The organism is Janthinobacterium sp. NKUCC06_STL (assembly GCF_019345455.1).
Lineage (GTDB): Bacteria > Pseudomonadota > Gammaproteobacteria > Burkholderiales > Burkholderiaceae_D > Janthinobacterium > Janthinobacterium rivuli.
The window spans coordinates 1,083,048-1,098,393 of sequence record NZ_JAHKQY010000001.1 but is presented as its reverse complement, the minus strand read 5'-3'; the positions used below and the strand labels follow the sequence as shown (position 1 = coordinate 1,098,393).

At 63.8% G+C, this 15,346-nt stretch carries 13 protein-coding genes; 5 read left to right on the top strand and 8 right to left on the bottom strand.

Features of this window, described 5'->3' with window-relative positions:
• Nucleotides 1-84 precede the first annotated feature (84 nt).
• The 3 genes from KO539_RS04955 to KO539_RS04945 are packed head-to-tail and all read left to right on the top strand — an operon-like array spanning nucleotide 85 to nucleotide 6,127.
• Nucleotides 85-1,419, top strand: coding sequence for a hypothetical protein (locus tag KO539_RS04955; protein WP_219307620.1), 1,335 nt, complete (start codon nucleotides 85-87; stop codon nucleotides 1,417-1,419).
• On the top strand, nucleotides 1,416-3,413 hold the full coding sequence (locus KO539_RS04950; RefSeq protein WP_219307618.1) for a hypothetical protein: 1,998 nt from the start codon (nucleotides 1,416-1,418) through the stop codon (nucleotides 3,411-3,413). Before KO539_RS04955 ends, KO539_RS04950 begins: the two co-directional genes overlap by 4 nt.
• Nucleotides 3,410-6,127, top strand: a complete 2,718-nt coding sequence (locus tag KO539_RS04945) for a helicase-related protein (RefSeq protein WP_219307616.1) — start codon at nucleotides 3,410-3,412, stop codon at nucleotides 6,125-6,127. The genes KO539_RS04950 and KO539_RS04945 overlap by 4 nt, the downstream gene beginning before the upstream one ends.
• A 120-nt stretch (nucleotides 6,128-6,247) precedes the next feature.
• Here KO539_RS04945 and KO539_RS04940 read toward each other — a convergent pair whose 3' ends face one another.
• Complete coding sequence (locus KO539_RS04940; RefSeq protein WP_219307615.1) at nucleotides 6,248-7,036, bottom strand: helix-turn-helix transcriptional regulator; 789 nt, start codon at nucleotides 7,034-7,036, stop codon at nucleotides 6,248-6,250.
• Between the two features lie 110 nt (nucleotides 7,037-7,146).
• Between KO539_RS04940 and KO539_RS04935 the strand changes: the two genes are divergently transcribed.
• Complete coding sequence (locus KO539_RS04935) at nucleotides 7,147-8,325, top strand: MFS transporter (protein WP_219307614.1); 1,179 nt, start codon at nucleotides 7,147-7,149, stop codon at nucleotides 8,323-8,325.
• On the opposite strand, the gene KO539_RS04930 is transcribed toward KO539_RS04935, so the two are convergent.
• The 7 genes from KO539_RS04930 to KO539_RS04900 form a co-directional block, all read right to left on the bottom strand.
• Nucleotides 8,322-10,628 (bottom strand): xanthine dehydrogenase family protein molybdopterin-binding subunit, encoded by a 2,307-nt coding sequence (locus KO539_RS04930; RefSeq protein ID WP_219307613.1) that lies wholly within the window; start codon nucleotides 10,626-10,628, stop codon nucleotides 8,322-8,324. The two genes, KO539_RS04935 and KO539_RS04930, sit on opposite strands and share 4 nt — an antisense overlap.
• The gene (locus tag KO539_RS04925; RefSeq protein WP_219307612.1) at nucleotides 10,625-11,101 is read right to left on the bottom strand and encodes a (2Fe-2S)-binding protein; all 477 of its coding nucleotides are present in this window, start codon (nucleotides 11,099-11,101) and stop codon (nucleotides 10,625-10,627) included. The genes KO539_RS04930 and KO539_RS04925 overlap by 4 nt, the downstream gene beginning before the upstream one ends.
• A 150-nt stretch (nucleotides 11,102-11,251) precedes the next feature.
• Complete coding sequence (locus KO539_RS04920; protein WP_219307611.1) at nucleotides 11,252-12,052, bottom strand: anti-sigma factor; 801 nt, start codon at nucleotides 12,050-12,052, stop codon at nucleotides 11,252-11,254.
• Nucleotides 12,049-12,564, bottom strand: a complete 516-nt coding sequence (locus KO539_RS04915) for an RNA polymerase sigma factor (protein ID WP_219307610.1) — start codon at nucleotides 12,562-12,564, stop codon at nucleotides 12,049-12,051. The genes KO539_RS04920 and KO539_RS04915 overlap by 4 nt, the downstream gene beginning before the upstream one ends.
• 15 nt (nucleotides 12,565-12,579) lie before the next feature.
• Complete coding sequence (locus KO539_RS04910; protein WP_219307609.1) at nucleotides 12,580-12,951, bottom strand: hypothetical protein; 372 nt, start codon at nucleotides 12,949-12,951, stop codon at nucleotides 12,580-12,582.
• Nucleotides 12,952-13,007: 56 nt separating this feature from the next.
• Nucleotides 13,008-13,925 carry a DNA-3-methyladenine glycosylase gene (locus KO539_RS04905; RefSeq protein WP_219307608.1) on the bottom strand — a complete coding sequence of 306 codons (918 nt, stop codon included), beginning with the start codon at nucleotides 13,923-13,925 and terminating at the stop codon, nucleotides 13,008-13,010.
• A 70-nt stretch (nucleotides 13,926-13,995) separates the two neighbouring features.
• A complete protein-coding gene (locus KO539_RS04900; RefSeq protein WP_219307606.1) occupies nucleotides 13,996-15,003 on the bottom strand; it encodes an XdhC family protein in 1,008 nt (335 codons plus the stop codon).
• A gap of 98 nt (nucleotides 15,004-15,101) precedes the next feature.
• Between KO539_RS04900 and KO539_RS04895 the strand changes: the two genes are divergently transcribed.
• Nucleotides 15,102-15,242 (top strand): hypothetical protein, encoded by a 141-nt coding sequence (locus KO539_RS04895; protein ID WP_162995759.1) that lies wholly within the window; start codon nucleotides 15,102-15,104, stop codon nucleotides 15,240-15,242.
• The last annotated feature ends 104 nt before the right edge of the window (nucleotides 15,243-15,346 follow it).

The following is a 15,346-nucleotide window of genomic DNA, read 5'->3' as shown; positions in this document are numbered from 1 at the left end:
TGCGCAATCGCGCGTCGCCACCTTCCCGTACCGCCGCCGCATACCGGCACCGGTGCGGCACTCTCTTCTTTGTCAGGAATTGTCATGCATGAAATGCAATGGGGTCTGCTTGCGCCGGAATGGCTGAACAACGAGCGGCGAACGCGCACTCTCGATCTGGGTGTTGCCGTGCGCACATTTAACGACCTTGCCGTGCCAGGCATGGGGGGCGTGTGGTTTGGGCGTCAATTGTTCCTGGCAACATTGGGGGTCGCCGTCGCCCAGGCTGCGCGTGCGCGAAATATGGTGGTGAGCAATATCGAAACGGCCAATGCTATTGAAGCGCTCGCTTGCCTGCTGGCCTTGCGTGCCACACGCTGGGAATCGAATGAACGCCTGCGTGGAGCGCAAAAGATGCGTGGAACTACTGCCTTGACGTTCGCGCAGGCACGGCAGCGCAGTTTTTATGTCACCCAGCCCATGCGCATGGCGACCGTGCAGGCATTGCCGGCTTTGGGGCTGGTCTCGTCGTCAGGCGAACAGTTCAATTCCTATGCCTGTACGCCGCAAGGGTATGAATTGATCTCACGCATGTGTCACGGGTCTGCACCCCGTCACCAGACAGTGCTGGATTACCTGACGGGATGGGTTCTTGGCCAGTATGAGATCGGCGAAAAATCGCCGTCATTGCTGGCTGTCCTGTCGCCACTGGAATTGCTACCCTTGAGCGTGCGCGAATGGCTGCGTGAGCAGCTGGAAATGGGCAGCGGCAGCATGTCGCAGCGCAGGCGAGATACGTTGCGCTGGATGGATAAACTGTACCGCTCCGGCCCCCGCACCGTTGACTGGCATTTGCCTGCCGCTGAAATCTCGGACGCCGATCATTGGCGCGATCTCCATGTCGGCGCCTTGTTCTTCCAGACCAGGGATGCCGCGATTGCGTTACTTGAGGCGGTGGAAGTCGTCATGAGCCCGGCAGTAGTCCGGCAACTGCCCTTGCAGCAGGCCTTGCCCAGGCAGCTCACTGAAAAGCTGGCGGCCTTGCGTACGTGCGCAGGCAACTTTTTATTGCAACAATATGATCCGACGCCGGATAACTTGGCAAGCACATTCTGCATGGAGTGTCATGGCGCAGATGATGCCATGCTGTTGCGCAACTTGGTGCAACGCGATGGCCAGGTTTTGCAGCTGCGTGCTGATCGCATTATTCCTGGCGCAGCATTTCGCGCCACGCTCGATCCTTCACTTGGCGCCGCCCACGCTGCTCCCCGCAGCGATGAAGAATCGGGTATCGAGACAGCCGTGGATACCTCATCAATGCCTATTTTTCCAGATGGTATTTCACGCCGGATTCCCAATTTTTTCTATTTGAATCTTGACCTGCATGGCGAGCGTGCACCGCGCATGCCGCTAACGGAACTGGGGGGAGTCTTGTCATGAGCGATGCAAGCGACTTTCCACCAGCATTATCGCTGACGCAGCATTTTACCCCGCCGGAAGGGTATGCCGGCACCTTTGGCTGGCTTTGCGGCTATTCAGCCGATGCGGCATTTCTTGACGATGCCGTCGAGCGTTTTACCGGCCAGATGTTTTCTGGACGGGCCAATGCCGGCACCATAGCGCTCGCCGTCATGCTGGACCCCGGCAATGAGCAGATCCGGCCGGTGGAAGCGCCGGGAATTCTGCATGTGGGCCTGTGCAAGCAGGCGCCGTTCAAATTGCTGCACGCCAAGGTGGCGGTGTTGGGGTTTCAGCATCACACCGAACCACATAATTGGCAGATCCGCTTGCTCGTTTCGACTGGCAACTGGACCCGGGACAGCCTGGAGCGTAGTCTCGATCTCGTCTGGCGCATCGATCTCGATGGGGCGGATCTGCACGCGCTCCGGTCCGAACAGCGACGCGTGGATCTGAGCGCTGCGTGGCAGATGTTGCACTGGTTGCGCGGCCACTTTGATTTCCGTGCCTTGTACGGCACATCCGGCGCAGGCAAGGCGGGCCAGTCTCACCTGGCAGCGGATAGGGTGGAATCCTGGCTGCGAACCGTGACGGCGACGGTGCATGGCACGACGTTGCCGCCTCGCTATTTTGACAATCGAATGCAGGGATTGCTTGCTCAGTTGCCGACCATGGTCAGGCAGCAGGGCGGAGCTTTTTCACGCAATTACCTGGCGATGGGATCAGGATTTTATGAATCGGCGAATGACGCCACGTGCATCCCGGGGGTGCTGAAAAAGATACAGGTGGCTCTGGACGAGGCGGATCTGCTGACGGCCAAGGCAGAGGTCGACGTTTTTGTTAATCCGCTTGCTTGCCAGGCCGTGCACAGCGGGATGCCGGGTTTGCAGCGGGCAGGCTGGTCGGTGCGTGCAGCTGCCACGCCTCCTGCCTTCGGCAGCGCACCGCGTGAGCTGCATGCAAAGTTCATTTTTTCTGCTAATTATCGTCCAAGCTCCGATGCCTGCCTGCGTCCATGGCTGTACTTGGGTTCAGGCAATCTGACGGAACCCGGGATCGTCGAGAAAATGCGCACGGGTGGTGGCAATCTGGAAGCTGGCGTCGTTTTCGCACCGCAACGTCTTGTATGGCGCCGTGCGCGCGGACAGCCATCAGTACAGATGGTGAGCGAGGTATTGCCCGTGCAGTGGCAGGAAGGCGGCATCGAGGATGTCACGACGCTCTCGCCGGGGGGCAATATGCCCGAGCGTCCCGTCCTGTTTCTTGCGCCACCGCTGGCCTACCTGGTCTGGCGGGAGAACGAGGAGGGCGGCTGGCTGGCCACCGACGTCGAAGCAACGGGCGAATTCGAGTTGCTCGACAGTGCTGCGCATCCGTGTCCAGTTGATACTTGTGGGCGCTACATCTGGTCATCCGCACAGCCGCGTGAGGTAGTGCTGCGCTGGCGTGTCGCGGACAAAACGCTGATTGCGGCAGTGCCTGTGATCGATGAGCACGGACGGATAGCTGGCACCCCCTTGTTGCCAATTGAGTTGGAAGAGGCATGGGGTTTGTTGCTGCGATTCCCTTTGCCACCCGATGACGATGACGATGTGCCAGGGGACAAGCGTCAGCGCGGCAACAAGAAAGATGGGCATGGCGGCACGCCGTCGCCAGCGGCGCGCTATTGCATACGTAGCATGATGGAGCTGATCGAGAATATCGCAACCAAGCAAACAGCTTTGCGGGAGCCTAACTGGCAAGCCTGGTGTCATCGACTGGAACAATGCCTGATGCAGGCGGCGGGCAGCGATGTGGTGCTGAACTTCGCACGGCTTGCCTTTAATCCCCTGAGTCCGCTTTGGCAAGTCCCTTTTCGTCCGGACTTTGCTGCCACCAGCGACAGTCCGGCGGGGCGGACATATGAGGAGGCATTGGCGCGCATTGAAGAGGCATGGTGTGTAAATGAACTTGCAGCAATAGGAGCAACGGCATGAAGCAGTCATTTAAAGGATGGGATGCGGTACTTGCAAGCCTGTCGACCGTGGTTGCCGAACAGCATGAGCTGGAAAAGGCGCATGGTCCGGCGGCAGCGCAGTTGAATGTGGGGCAACGCGCCAGTCTGGTAAAAATCTCGACTTCACTGGCAACTTCACCGGGCATGATCATTGCCGATGAAGTTGGCATGGGGAAGACACGTATCGCCGTGGCACTGGCAAAAGCTGTCATCAACGCCGGTGGCCGCGTGGCGATTCTGGTGCCACCCGGGCTGGGTTTTCAGTGGCAAAAAGCATTGCTGGAAGGTGGTTTGTCTGCCACAGGTCTGGTGCGTAGCCTGGCCGCTTATCAGCAGGCATGGCAGCCGCAGGGACAAGGCAAAGAAGCGGCGCCATGGTTTGAACAGCCAGTCGTACTGGTTTCCCATGGCTTGACCAATTGGCGTCTCGGTGATGCGGCCAGTGCATGGCGCTGGGGCCTGCTGCCTGAATTGTTGGCGCAGTGGCGGAAGAAAACCCGGGAGCGCTTGCCAAACGGATACAAGAGTGTGCGCCGTGGTAGCGAAACTGATAGCTACAAGGCAATGCAGGACGCTGCACGCGATATTGCCAATGCCACGCCAATCGATGAGACACACCCTGGCTGGCGCCGTCTGACGCAGATAAGCGAGGCCGTGCCCTGGTCTGCCGGTGTCTGGGACAGTGCTTCCTATGGTAATCGCGAGGACTTGCGCAAGCCTTTGCAGCAGGCAGTCGGCATGGGTCTTGGCGTCTTTGATCTCATCATTGCCGATGAAGCGCATCGGAACCGTGCACCCGAGAGTGCATTGTCTGCCTTGCTGGGCACGGTGATGCTGGCAGCCAATGACGCGCGCCGTCTGGTGTTGACCGCTACCCCGGTGGAACTCAACGCAAAGCAGTGGCAGGATATTCTGAGCCGCATCGGCCTCGACCCCGTCAAAGTTGCCGGCCTGAGCCAGATTATCGAGGAGTATGCTGCCGCTGCGTTACGCCTGCGCCAAGTGTGGCGAACTAGCGAAGCCGCCCGCCTGGACTATGCCCGCCTGGCGACAATATTCAAGCGGGAATTGGCCCCATTTCTTGTTCGCCGGGACAAGCGTGAAGACGAGACCGTTCGCTTGTTCCAGCGCCATACGGGACGTCCGCTGAGCGATTACCGTGAGCAACGGGAAATCGTAGTTGAAACTGAAAAGCTGGCGCCTGCCTGGCGTCAGGCCGTATGTGTGGCCGAATCGCTTTCACTGGTAGCGCGCCAATCCACGCACGGCATGGCCAAGCGCCTGCGCCTGACCTTGGCCAATGGCCACGGCATTGCATGTCTGATGGATCAGATTCGACGCATAGAAGCCGATGGTGCGCAGGAAAAGGACGATGAAATTCAATCCACGCAAGACACAGCGCCAGCTGGTCGCGCTGTTGGCAAGGTGGTAGCTGACAACGATGACAAACGTGCAGCGCGCGCAAAATGGTGGCTCAATGCATTGGGGCGCGTATTTGATGACGGTGGCGAATCCTTGTTCGATCATCCTGCCATTCAGGCAGCGGTCGAAGCGATCGAGGAGGTTACGCAACAGGGAGGCAAGGTGCTGGTATTTGGGCGCTTCAGCATTCCCATGCATGCGTTGACAGCGTTGTTGAATGCCCGGGAAATGCTGCGCCGTATCGAGAAGGATTTGCCATGGCCGCAGGCCAAGGTGCATCTGGAGGAGTGGAAGGTCGCGCATCAGATCGACGAGTTGAGTGCCTTGCGCGCGGCCCAGTTGCAGCTGGGTACGAAAGTCGATTTTGCCGTGCTCGATGACTTGTTGAAGCAGCGTTATGAAAGCGAGCAGGGGCGACGGGAAACTGTGCGTAAACATTTGCTTGAGACGCTGGAACATGGCATGCAAGCCTTGGAGCCAGCGCAGAAATCGGCCATTTATCAAGTGTTTCTGGCCTTTTGCGAAAGCGAGGCGCAGTGGCTGCAGATGGAGATAAAAAAAGGACCGCACCCGTCAGTATTGATCGCACGTGCCTTGTCCGATCTGTTGGGGGAAGCGGATCGAGAACATGGCGCGCTCGCGTATGCGCAGGCATTTTGTGAGCTCTTCGACGCGATGGGCGGCCAGAATGAAGAGAATGATGATGCGGATCAGGATAAGGTACAGCGAAAACGCTGGGAAGTCCTGTGGCAGCGCTTGCAGGTGGAATATAACAATCCGGAAGGCGGCTTTGCGCGCTTGATGGTCGGGGCAACCAGGCAACCCACCCGGCGCTTGCTGCAGGCGGCATTCAACCGGCAGTACAGTTACCCTAAAGTATTGGTGGCCCAATCGTTGGTCGGGCGTGAAGGCCTGGATTTGCATAAAGCTTGCCGTACCGTCGTGCTGCTGCATCCTGAATGGAATCCTGGCGTTGTGGAACAACAAATTGGTCGTGTCGACCGGCTTGGCAGCCAATGGGGAACTGACGTGCGCGCAGCCATAGAGGCCGGCGTATCGGCAGAGGCGATACCTCGCATCACCATACGTCCGGTCATTTTCCGGGGCACGTACGATGAATATAACTGGGAAGTTCTGCAACAGCGCTGGGATGATTTACGTGCGCAATTACATGGTGTCGTTATCCCGCCACGTCTGGTTGAAGCGGAATATCAGGCGCTGGCTCAGGAATTGACCGCACTGGCACCGAGTTTTTCGCCCGGAAAAAGCTAGATCGGCCAGGCATGCTTGGCAAGGGAGGTATGCATCGCGCGTTCCCTTGATGCATGCGCAATAGCCGGTGTTTTCGTCCGCGGCATCACCACGCGCACGGCAGGCGGTTGTGCGCTCCGTTTACTCCGGCAACTGGCGCGCATACACCACCAGCCGCAAATGGCGGTCCGCATCGATGGTCAGCGAGGTGTGCTCATATGCGACCTGCTTGCCGTCGATGGTCAGGCGGCGCACGCCGGCGCATGGCGCATGTACGTCGTGGCGGCGCCACCACAGCTTGAATTCGGGCGAGACTTTTTCCAGTTCCTGCACCAGCGCGTGGATATCGGCTTCCTGCGTGGCGCGCGCGTAGTCGAGGCGAAAGCTCGACAGCATCAGCGGCGCCTGCTCTTCCCATGCCGTGAAGCGTGAGCGCAGCAGCGGATCGGTAAACAAGAGCCACAGCAGATTGCGGCGCGATGGCACATGCGCGCCGAAGCCAAACAGGGCGTCCGCGCCTGCATTGAACGCCAGCACGTCCCAGCGCAGGTTGAGCACATACGCCGGATGCGCCAGCTCGTGCATCAGGCGGCGCACCGGCGGAGGCACCACGCAAAACGTCTTGCCTTCTTCGACTGGCGGACGCGCATGCGCGAGCAGGAACAGATGGCGGCGTTCGCCCGCGTCGAGTTTCAGCACTTCGGCCAGCTTGTCGAGAAAGGCGCTCGAGACGCCGATGTCGCGCCCCTGCTCCAGCCAGGTGTACCAGGTCAGCCCCACGCCGGCCAGCGCCGCCACTTCTTCGCGGCGCAAGCCCGGCGTGCGGCGCCTTCCACCGCCGGGCAAGCCCACGTCTTCCGGCGACAGCCGCGCGCGCCGCGCCTGCAGATAGGCGGCCAGTTCGTGGCGGGTGCGGGCCAAAGTGCGCATGGTGTGGTCTTTCCGGTGAGCCTGTTGCTATCAGTAATAGCATAAACAGTTAAATTGTAATTGTTTATATTGTATTCCAGAATGCCTGCTTTCTTTCTGAAAGCTGGCCCATGTCTGACTATTCTTCCTCCCGTGCCGGTCTTCCCGCCACCGTCTACCTGATCGCCATTGGCGCGTTCGCGCTGGGCATGGCGTCGTATGTGACGGCGGGCCTGATGCCGATGATCGCCGGCGCGTTTTCCATTTCCCTGGCGATGACCGCGCAACTGGTGACGGCGTTCACCCTGGCCTATGGCCTCGGCTCGCCCTTGGCCGTGGCCTTGCTGCCGGCGCGCGCGCAGCGCTCGGGCCTCCTGATCGCGCTGGCCGTGTTCGTGCTGGCGAACGGGGCCAGCGCGCTGGCGCACGGTTTCAGCGGTTTGCTGGCGTGGCGCGCCATTGCCGGCACCGGTGCCGGTGTCTATCTTGCGCTCGGTATCGCGGCGGCGGCAGGCGTATCGGCGCCGCGGCAGCGGGGCAAGGCCATCGGCGTGATCATGGGCGGCATGGCCGGCGGCACGGTGCTGGGCGTGCCATTGAGCTTGCTGCTGGCGCAGCAGCTGGGCTGGACGGCGGCCCTGTGGCTGGTGACTCTTCTGGGCGGGCTGGCGCTGGCGGGCTTGCTGTGGAAACTGCCCGCGCTGCCGGCGGCGCCGGCCATTTCACTGCGCCGCAAGCTGGCCTTGTTGGCCGATGGGCAGGTGCTGTCCATCCTGCTCGTGTCGCTGCTGGCGGCCATCGCCAGCCTGGGCATGTACACGTTTATCGCGCCGCTGCTGGCATGGTCGGCGCAGGGGGCGGCGATGTCCGTCACGCCCTTCCTGTGGGCGTGGGGCGTGGGGGGGATCGTGGGCAGCGTGCTGGTTGGACCATGGGCGGACAAGGTGGCGGCACCGAAACTGACCTGCATGATCTTGCTGCTGCTGGCGCTGGCCTTGTGCGCGCTGCCGCTGGCGGCCGGCTGGTCGGCCTGGCTGATGCTGGCGCCGATCGCGCTGTGGGGCGCGGCTGGCTGGGCCCTGCAAGTGCCGCAAAACCAGCAGTTGCTGGCCGTGCGCGCGCGGCAGGGCGATGGCAACCTGGCCATCGCCCTCAACGAATCGGCGCTCTACCTGGGCAGCGCCATCGGTGCCGCCATGGGCGGGGTGCTGCTCTTGCTCAACTGGCCCATGTGGCTGCTGGCGGCCGGCGCCGCCTTGGTCGCCACTGCCGCGCTGCTGTTGCAGTTGCCGGTCGCGCGTCGGACTTAAGCCTTTTTCGCCAGCTGCATGCCCACGGGCAGGGCGCGGATGCGCTTGCCCGTGGCGGCGAAGATGGCGTTGCACAGGGCTGGCGCGATGGGTGGCGTGGCCGGTTCGCCCACGCCACCGAGCTCCATGTCCAGGGTGCCCGGCACCAGGTGCGTGTGGATCACGCGCGGCGCGTCGGCGGCGCGCAGCACCGCGTAGTCGTGGAAATTGCTTTGCTCGACGCGGCCATTTTTAAAACTGATCTCGCCGCTCATGGCCAAGGACAGGCCCATGATGCAGGCGCCCTCGATCTGCGAGCGCACGCGGTCCGGGTTGATCTGCGGTCCGCAATCCATGGCGATGTCGACTCTCGGCACGATGACTTCGCCGGCCGCATTGATTTCCACCTCGATCACGGCCGCCACATAGGTGACGAAACTGTAGGACACGGCCAGGCCCAGTCCCCGTCCCTTGGACAGCTTGCGGCCCCAGCCCGCCTTGGCCGTCGCCAGCTCGATCACGTGGCGCATGCGGCCGATATCGACCGGATACTTCGCCGGGTCTTCGCCATAGTTCCAGCCATCGGACAGGTCGGCCGGATTGATCTTGCGCGCGGGGCCCAAGAGCGCCAGCAGGTAGTCGCGATGGTCTTTCTTTGCCGCGTGGGCCAGTTCGGCCGTGAACGACTGGATGGCGAAGGCGTGCGGGATATTCGACACGGAGCGGAACCAGCCGATGCGCGTGTGGGCTGGTACCTCGGGCACCTCGACGCGGATGTTCGCAATAGCGAACGGCACGTTGATGGCCGACATGCCCAGCTCGAACGGCGCCTGCTTGTTCGCGCCGGCGGCAAAGGTCGAGGTGATGGTGGGCGCGGCCGTGCGGTGCAGCCAGGCCGTCGGCATGCCTTTCGCGTCCAGCGACGCTTCCAGCCGTTCGACGGACACCGTGTGCAGGTAGTCGTGCTGCAGGTCGTCGTCGCGCGTCCACGTCAGCTTGACGGGCGCGCCATCCATGGCTTTCGACAGCAGCGCCGCCTCGACAGCGAAATCGGGCTTCGATTTGCGCCCGAAGCCGCCGCCGAGCAGCGTCACGTGCACGGTCACGTCGTCATACGCCAGGCCCAGGGCCTTGGCCACGTTGCTGCGCGTCGCCTGCGGCGCCTGTACGCAGGCCCACACTTCGGCCTTGCCGTTGGCGATGCGCACGGTGGCGGCGGGCGGCTCCATGGTGGCGTGGGCCAGGTGAGGCAGATAGTATTCGGCGCTGAGTTTGCGCGCGGCGGGAGCGGCGGCCAGCGTGGCCACCGTCTTGCCCTGGTCGCGCGCCGGGCTGGCCGGCTGGCGCACGGCCGCTTCCAGGGTCTTGCGGAAGGCTTTCGAATCATAGCTGCCGTTCGGGCCATCTTCCCATTCCAGCACCAGCGCTTCGCGGCCCTTGATGGCGGCCCAGGTGTTACGCGCGATGACGGCCACGCCGCCCAGCGGATTGAACATGGCCGGCGGCGGGCTGCCCGCCAGTTCGACGATGCGCAGCACGCCCGGCACTTTCAGGGCCGCCGTCTTGTCCACGCTTTTCAGCTTGCCACCGAATACGGGAGGGCGGGCGATGACGGCATACGCCATGCCATCGAGGCGCGTGTCGATGCCGAAGTGGGTATTGCCCGTGACGATGTCGTGCAGGTCGATGCCGCGCGTGCTGGTCTGGCCGATGTAGCGCAGCTCGTCCGCCGTTTTCAGGCTGATGCGCGCGCGCGGCGGCACCGGCAATTTGGCCGCTTCCTCGGCCAGTGCGCCGAACGACAGCGAGCGTCCGCTGGCCGCATGCACGACGGCGTGGTTGACAGCTTTGACTTCCGTGACGGGCACGTCCCAGCGCACGGCGGCTGCCGTTTCCAGCATCAGGCGCGCCGTGGCGCCCACGTGTCGCATGGCGCGGAACGAGTGGCGCATGCTGCGCGAGCCATCCGTATCCTGGCTGCCGTAGCGCGCCTCGTCGGCGGGCGCCTGCTGCACGCGCACCTGCGCCCAGTCGGCGCCCAGTTCGTCGGCCGCCACCATGGGCAGGCTGGTGCGGATGCCCTGGCCCATTTCGGAGCGGTGCACCACGATCGTGACGATGCCGTCGGCGGCCACCGACAGGAAGACCAGCGTGTCGTCGACCACGCCGCCAGCCATCTTGTCGCCGCCGTATTTGACGGCGTCGGCCGCCATCACGAGGCCGGACGGGCCGGCCACCAGGGTCAGGCCGGCCAGCGCGCCGGCGGCTTTGATCCAGTTGCGCCGCGCAGGCGAATGTGCTGCAGGAGTGTCATGGATGCTCATTTGGCCGCTCCTTTTGCGTTGATGCTGGTGGCAGCCTGCTTGATGGCCGCGTGGATGCGCGTGTAGGTGCCGCAGCGGCAGATATTGCCGCTCATCGCTTCGCGGATTTGCTGGTCGTTCGGTTTTGGCGTCTTGTGCAGCAGGGCCGTGGCCGACATGATTTGCCCGGCCTGACAGTAGCCGCATTGGGGCACGCCGTGTTCCTGCCACGCTTGCTGCAGCGCCAGGCCTACCTGGTCTTCGCCCACGGCTTCGATGGTGGTGATCTTCTTGCCGGCGGCGGCCGACACCGGCGTCACGCAGGAGCGGATGGCTACACCATCGAGGTGCACGGTGCAGGCGCCGCACAGGGCCATGCCGCAGCCGAATTTGGTGCCTGTCATGCCCAGTTCGTCGCGCAGGGCCCACAGCAGGGGCGTGTCTTCAGGCAGTGCAAGGTCGTGCTGTTTGCCATTGATGGTCAGAGTCGTCATGTGTATTCCTTGGTGGGGGATGGTGCGGGACAGCGCGACGGCCATCCGCCATACGGATGAGCGCATCAGTAGGGGATGGTAGCACCAGCCGCCCTGCGCTGCAGGCGCGGGTCTGTTGGCCGCCACCGGCTGCCCCCAGGCGGAGCTGCTTCAGCGCGGCTGCTCCAGCTGCGCGTACACGGCGTCGGCGATCTTGCCCAGTTCCTGCTTGGGCAGGTTCGCCGAGAGGGCATAACCGAGCTGGCCGTCGATCCAGTAAAACACGCTCAACTCCTTTTCCTGCGCATAGCGGAAGGCCGTTTCCTGCCTGCCGGCCCGCTCGTTGGCCACATACAGGGTCAGGCGTTTGCCGCCGGCATCTTCATACATGAATTGCGCCACGGGGCCGTCGCCGTCGCCGGGCAGCAAGCGTCCGCCGATCAAGTGATAGCCGAGCGGCGACAGCGCGGGCGGCTGCAATTTCGTGCCCAGGCGTTTCGACAGCCATTGCACCAGGTGTGCTTCCTGTTCCGCACCCACTTCCACGGGGTGGCGCACTTCGGGCGTGTAGACGGCATGGGCGATGGCGGCGCTGCGCGCCAGAGACATCGGGCTGGCGCTGGCGGTCCGCAGGTCACCGGCATCGCCGCCATCGCCGCGCAGCAGCCAGCCGCCCGCGCCGCCGGCGATCACCAGCACGACGGCCGCTGCCGCCTGCATGGCGTGCCGCTGCCAGGCGCCGTTCGCCGCCGGCGGAGCCGCCGCCTGGCGCAGCGCTGTGGGTACGGCTTCGTCCAGCACCGGATCGAACAGGGCGCGCAATTGCCGGTTCTGTTCGCGCCAGGCGTCGACCCTGGCCGCGTCCTCGGGATGCGCGCGCAGGTGGGCCTCGATGGCCGTGCGCTGCGCCTCGGGCAGGACGCCGTCGGCCAGGGCGTGCAATTGCGCTTCGCTGATGGCTTGCGTTGTCATTTCACGACTTTCAGGGTGGGGGCGCCATGGCTGCCGGCGGGGCGGCCGTCGAGCAGTTCGCGCAGCCGCTCGCGTCCGCGCGATAAACGCGACATGACGGTGCCGACGGGGATGTCCAGGGTGGACGCCACCTGCTCATACGGCATCTGTTCCAGCGCGACGAGCAGGATGACTTCGCGCTGCCCCAGCGGCAAACGGGCCAGCGCCGCATCCATTTCGCCGATGGCGATGGCTTGCCCGGGCGCTCGCTCGGGCGCGGGCAGCAGGGCGTCGTCGTCGAGCTCCTGCAGCGCCAGGCCGGGGCGGCGCAATTGATCCACATGCAGGTTGTGCATGATGGAGAACAGCCAGGGCCGCATCTCGCCGCTGCGTTGATCGAGCTTGCGCCAGGCCCGCTCCACGGTGTCCTGCACCAGGTCGTCCGCGTGCAGGGCGCCCGCCAGCGCGCGCGCATATCGGCGCAGGCCGGGCAGGCACGCTTGCAACTGGCGGCTGTCGTCGAACGCAGTCATGGCGGCGCAGCTTTGTTATGGCTTGACGACGTGCCACACGTTCTTGACATTGTCGCCGGCCACGTCGCCCGGTTTCTTGTCTTCCTTGTACAGATACAGGGGCTTGCCCTTGTAGGTCAGCTGCATGGCGCCGTTGTCGTCGCGCTTGATGCTGCCATACGGGGCGGCGGGCGCCGCTTCGGTGGCGATGACGGCGGGCCAGGCCACCAGGCAGCCGCCGCTGCAGGCGCTCTTGCCGCTGTCGGCGACGTCCTTGTCGAACACGTACACGGTCATACCGCTGGCGTTGACCAGCATGCCATTGGCGGGCATGACGTCGGCGGCGAAGGCCAGCGGGGCGGACAAGGCGGTGAACAGGGTGGTGGCGGCAAAAGTGGTAAAGCGCATGATGGTCTCCTTGAGGTTTTGGGGCTTGCAAGGGATAGACGCATGCCGCCCGCAGTTTATTCCCTGGCCGGCAAAATATTTTTTTCCGGCGCATGCAGGCTGGCCCACAGGTGGGCGGCCGCCATGGTGCGGTGCGGCGCATACTGGCGCAGCCATTGTTCCGTGCGCGCCATGTCCGGCTTCGCTTCTTCGCCGAGCAGCTTTTGCAGCGCGGCGCGGATGGCCACGTCGCCGTGCAGCGAGCAGTCGGCATAGCCGTAGCCGCGCAGCAGCGCGTAGTTGACGGTCCACGGGCCGATGCCCTTCACGGCCAGCAGCGCCTGCGACATCGCCGCCACGTCGCCGGAGGGCGGCAGCTCCAGCGACAATTCTCCATCGTTGACGAGATGGGCCAGGCGCAGCACGGTTTCCGCCTTGGCGCGCGAGAATTTGCGGCTGGTCAGGTCTTCCACCGACAGCCGTGCCACGTCGCGCGCCTCGGGATAGCACCACAAGCCGCTGCCGTGCCGGCGTCCTGCCTGCAGAATGAAAGTACGGCGCAGGGCGATGGCGAACGGCAGGTTGATCTGCTGGCCGATGATGGCCCAGGTCAGCGCCTCGAAGGGGCTGGCCGATTGCACGATGCGCAGGCCTGGATTGACGCTGACCAGGGGCGCCAGCAGCGGGTCATTGGCCGCCAGTTGCGCGAACGGCTGCGGATCGATGCGCAGGCCGAGGATGTTCAACAAGGCGCCGTGCAGTGGTGTTTCAAGGTCGCCAACGCCATCGCCATCGATCTCGGCGCGGCAGACAGCCTCGGTGTCCGTGAAGGCCACGTCCAGCACGACCGGCACGCCCTGCATCTGGATGCCCTTGCGCAGTCCCGTTGGCGTGACCTGTTCCGCCACGGCTTCGCCATCGCGGCTGTGGAAGGTGATGACGTCGTCGCGGCGGTAGCCGGTGGGCAGGGGGAGGGTCCAGTGCAGCAGGGTCATGGTGGGGGGCCAAAGTCAGGGACGGTATCAGGGAGGCGATGCGGGCGCACCGCGTTTCTTGCTTTGTGCCTTAGCGCGCGCAGATGTCGGTGGTGGGCGGGCTCAGGGCCGCCGCGTGCTGGATCTGCAGCGCGTCGGGCACACCATTTTTCACGGCCGTCAGTTCGGCCAGGATGGAGATGGCGATTTCGGCCGGCGTCTTGCTGCCGATGTACAGGCCGATGGGGCCATGCAGGCGCGCCAGCTGTTCCGCGCTGACGTCGAACTGCAGCAGCCGTTCGCGGCGCTTGGCGTTATTCGCGCGCGAGCCGATGGCGCCCACGTAAAACGCAGGCGATTTGAGCGCTTCCATCAGGGCCAGGTCATCGAGCTTGGGGTCGTGCGTGAGGGCGACGACGGCGCTGCGGCTGTCGAGTTTGAGTTCCAGCACGAGGTCGTCCGGCATGGCGTGCAGCAGGGGCACGCCGGGTACGTTCCAGCCGCCCCGGTATTCCTCGCGCGGGTCGCAGACGATGACGTGGTAATCCATGGCCGTGGCGATCTGCGCCACGAAGCGCGACAGCTGGCTGGCACCGATGATCAGCAAGCGCCAGCGCGGACCGTGCTGCGTGGTGAGTACGCCGTCTTCCAGGGACAGCACGGCGCCCGGCGTGGCGCGCCGCAGGGTGACGGTGCCGGTATCCAGATCGAGGCGGCGCTCGACCAGTTCATGCGCTTCCAGGCGCGCCAGCAGTTCTGCCACACGGCTGTCCGCATGCAGCGGTTCGATGGCCAGTTCGATGGTGCCGCCGCAGGGCAGGCCGAAGCGGTGCGCCTCGTCTGCGCTGATGCCGTAGCTGACGATGTCCGGCTGCGTGCGCACGATGCCGTGCACGCGCACGGTGTCGATCAAGTCATCTTCGATGCAGCCGCCGGAAACGGAACCGACCACCGTGCCATCGTCGCAGATGGCCAGGGTGGCGCCCACGGGGCGGGGGCTGGAACCCCAGGTCTTGATGACGGTGACGAGTTCGCAGCGGTGGCCGGCGGCGAGCCAGGCGGCGCTGGTTTTCAGAACTTCAAGGTCGATGCTGTCCATGGGCCGCGAAAGGAAAGCCGCAGGTAGGCGGCAAAGTATGGAATATTTTTCAATATTGTGGCTATACTACGCTCTCCAACAGCCTGCGGAGAGTTTTCATGTCGAACGACCAAAAAACGCAAGACGACGGCATTCCCAAGTTTGGCAAACTGCTCATCGCCCTGTTCCTGGCGGTGGTATTTTGCGGCGCCCTGACATGGGTCATGGGCACCTATTTCCCGAACTTCCCCGGCGCCTGACCAAACCTGCTGCGCGTCGCGCTTTGCGGCCTGCGATGCTCACCGTACTAAAGTACGGTTGCGCTTCTTAGCCACAAATCACTGCCGCTCGCGACGGTTTTGTC

What these genes read in the sequence shown, in the direction of transcription:
- KO539_RS04895 (WP_162995759.1), top strand. Translation starts at nt 15,102, where the DNA reads ATGTCGAACGACCAAAAAACGCAAGACGACGGCATTCCCAAGTTTGGC.
- KO539_RS04945 (WP_219307616.1), top strand. Translation starts at nt 3,410, where the DNA reads ATGAAGCAGTCATTTAAAGGATGGGATGCGGTACTTGCAAGCCTGTCG.
- KO539_RS04955 (WP_219307620.1), top strand. Translation starts at nt 85, where the DNA reads ATGCATGAAATGCAATGGGGTCTGCTTGCGCCGGAATGGCTGAACAAC.
- KO539_RS04935 (WP_219307614.1), top strand. Translation starts at nt 7,147, where the DNA reads ATGTCTGACTATTCTTCCTCCCGTGCCGGTCTTCCCGCCACCGTCTAC.
- KO539_RS04910 (WP_219307609.1), bottom strand. Translation starts at nt 12,951, where the DNA reads ATGCGCTTTACCACTTTTGCCGCCACCACCCTGTTCACCGCCTTGTCC.
- KO539_RS04925 (WP_219307612.1), bottom strand. Translation starts at nt 11,101, where the DNA reads ATGACGACTCTGACCATCAATGGCAAACAGCACGACCTTGCACTGCCT.
- KO539_RS04915 (WP_219307610.1), bottom strand. Translation starts at nt 12,564, where the DNA reads ATGACTGCGTTCGACGACAGCCGCCAGTTGCAAGCGTGCCTGCCCGGC.
- KO539_RS04930 (WP_219307613.1), bottom strand. Translation starts at nt 10,628, where the DNA reads ATGAGCATCCATGACACTCCTGCAGCACATTCGCCTGCGCGGCGCAAC.
- KO539_RS04940 (WP_219307615.1), bottom strand. Translation starts at nt 7,036, where the DNA reads ATGCGCACTTTGGCCCGCACCCGCCACGAACTGGCCGCCTATCTGCAG.
- KO539_RS04905 (WP_219307608.1), bottom strand. Translation starts at nt 13,925, where the DNA reads ATGACCCTGCTGCACTGGACCCTCCCCCTGCCCACCGGCTACCGCCGC.
- KO539_RS04920 (WP_219307611.1), bottom strand. Translation starts at nt 12,052, where the DNA reads ATGACAACGCAAGCCATCAGCGAAGCGCAATTGCACGCCCTGGCCGAC.
- KO539_RS04950 (WP_219307618.1), top strand. Translation starts at nt 1,416, where the DNA reads ATGAGCGATGCAAGCGACTTTCCACCAGCATTATCGCTGACGCAGCAT.
- KO539_RS04900 (WP_219307606.1), bottom strand. Translation starts at nt 15,003, where the DNA reads ATGGACAGCATCGACCTTGAAGTTCTGAAAACCAGCGCCGCCTGGCTC.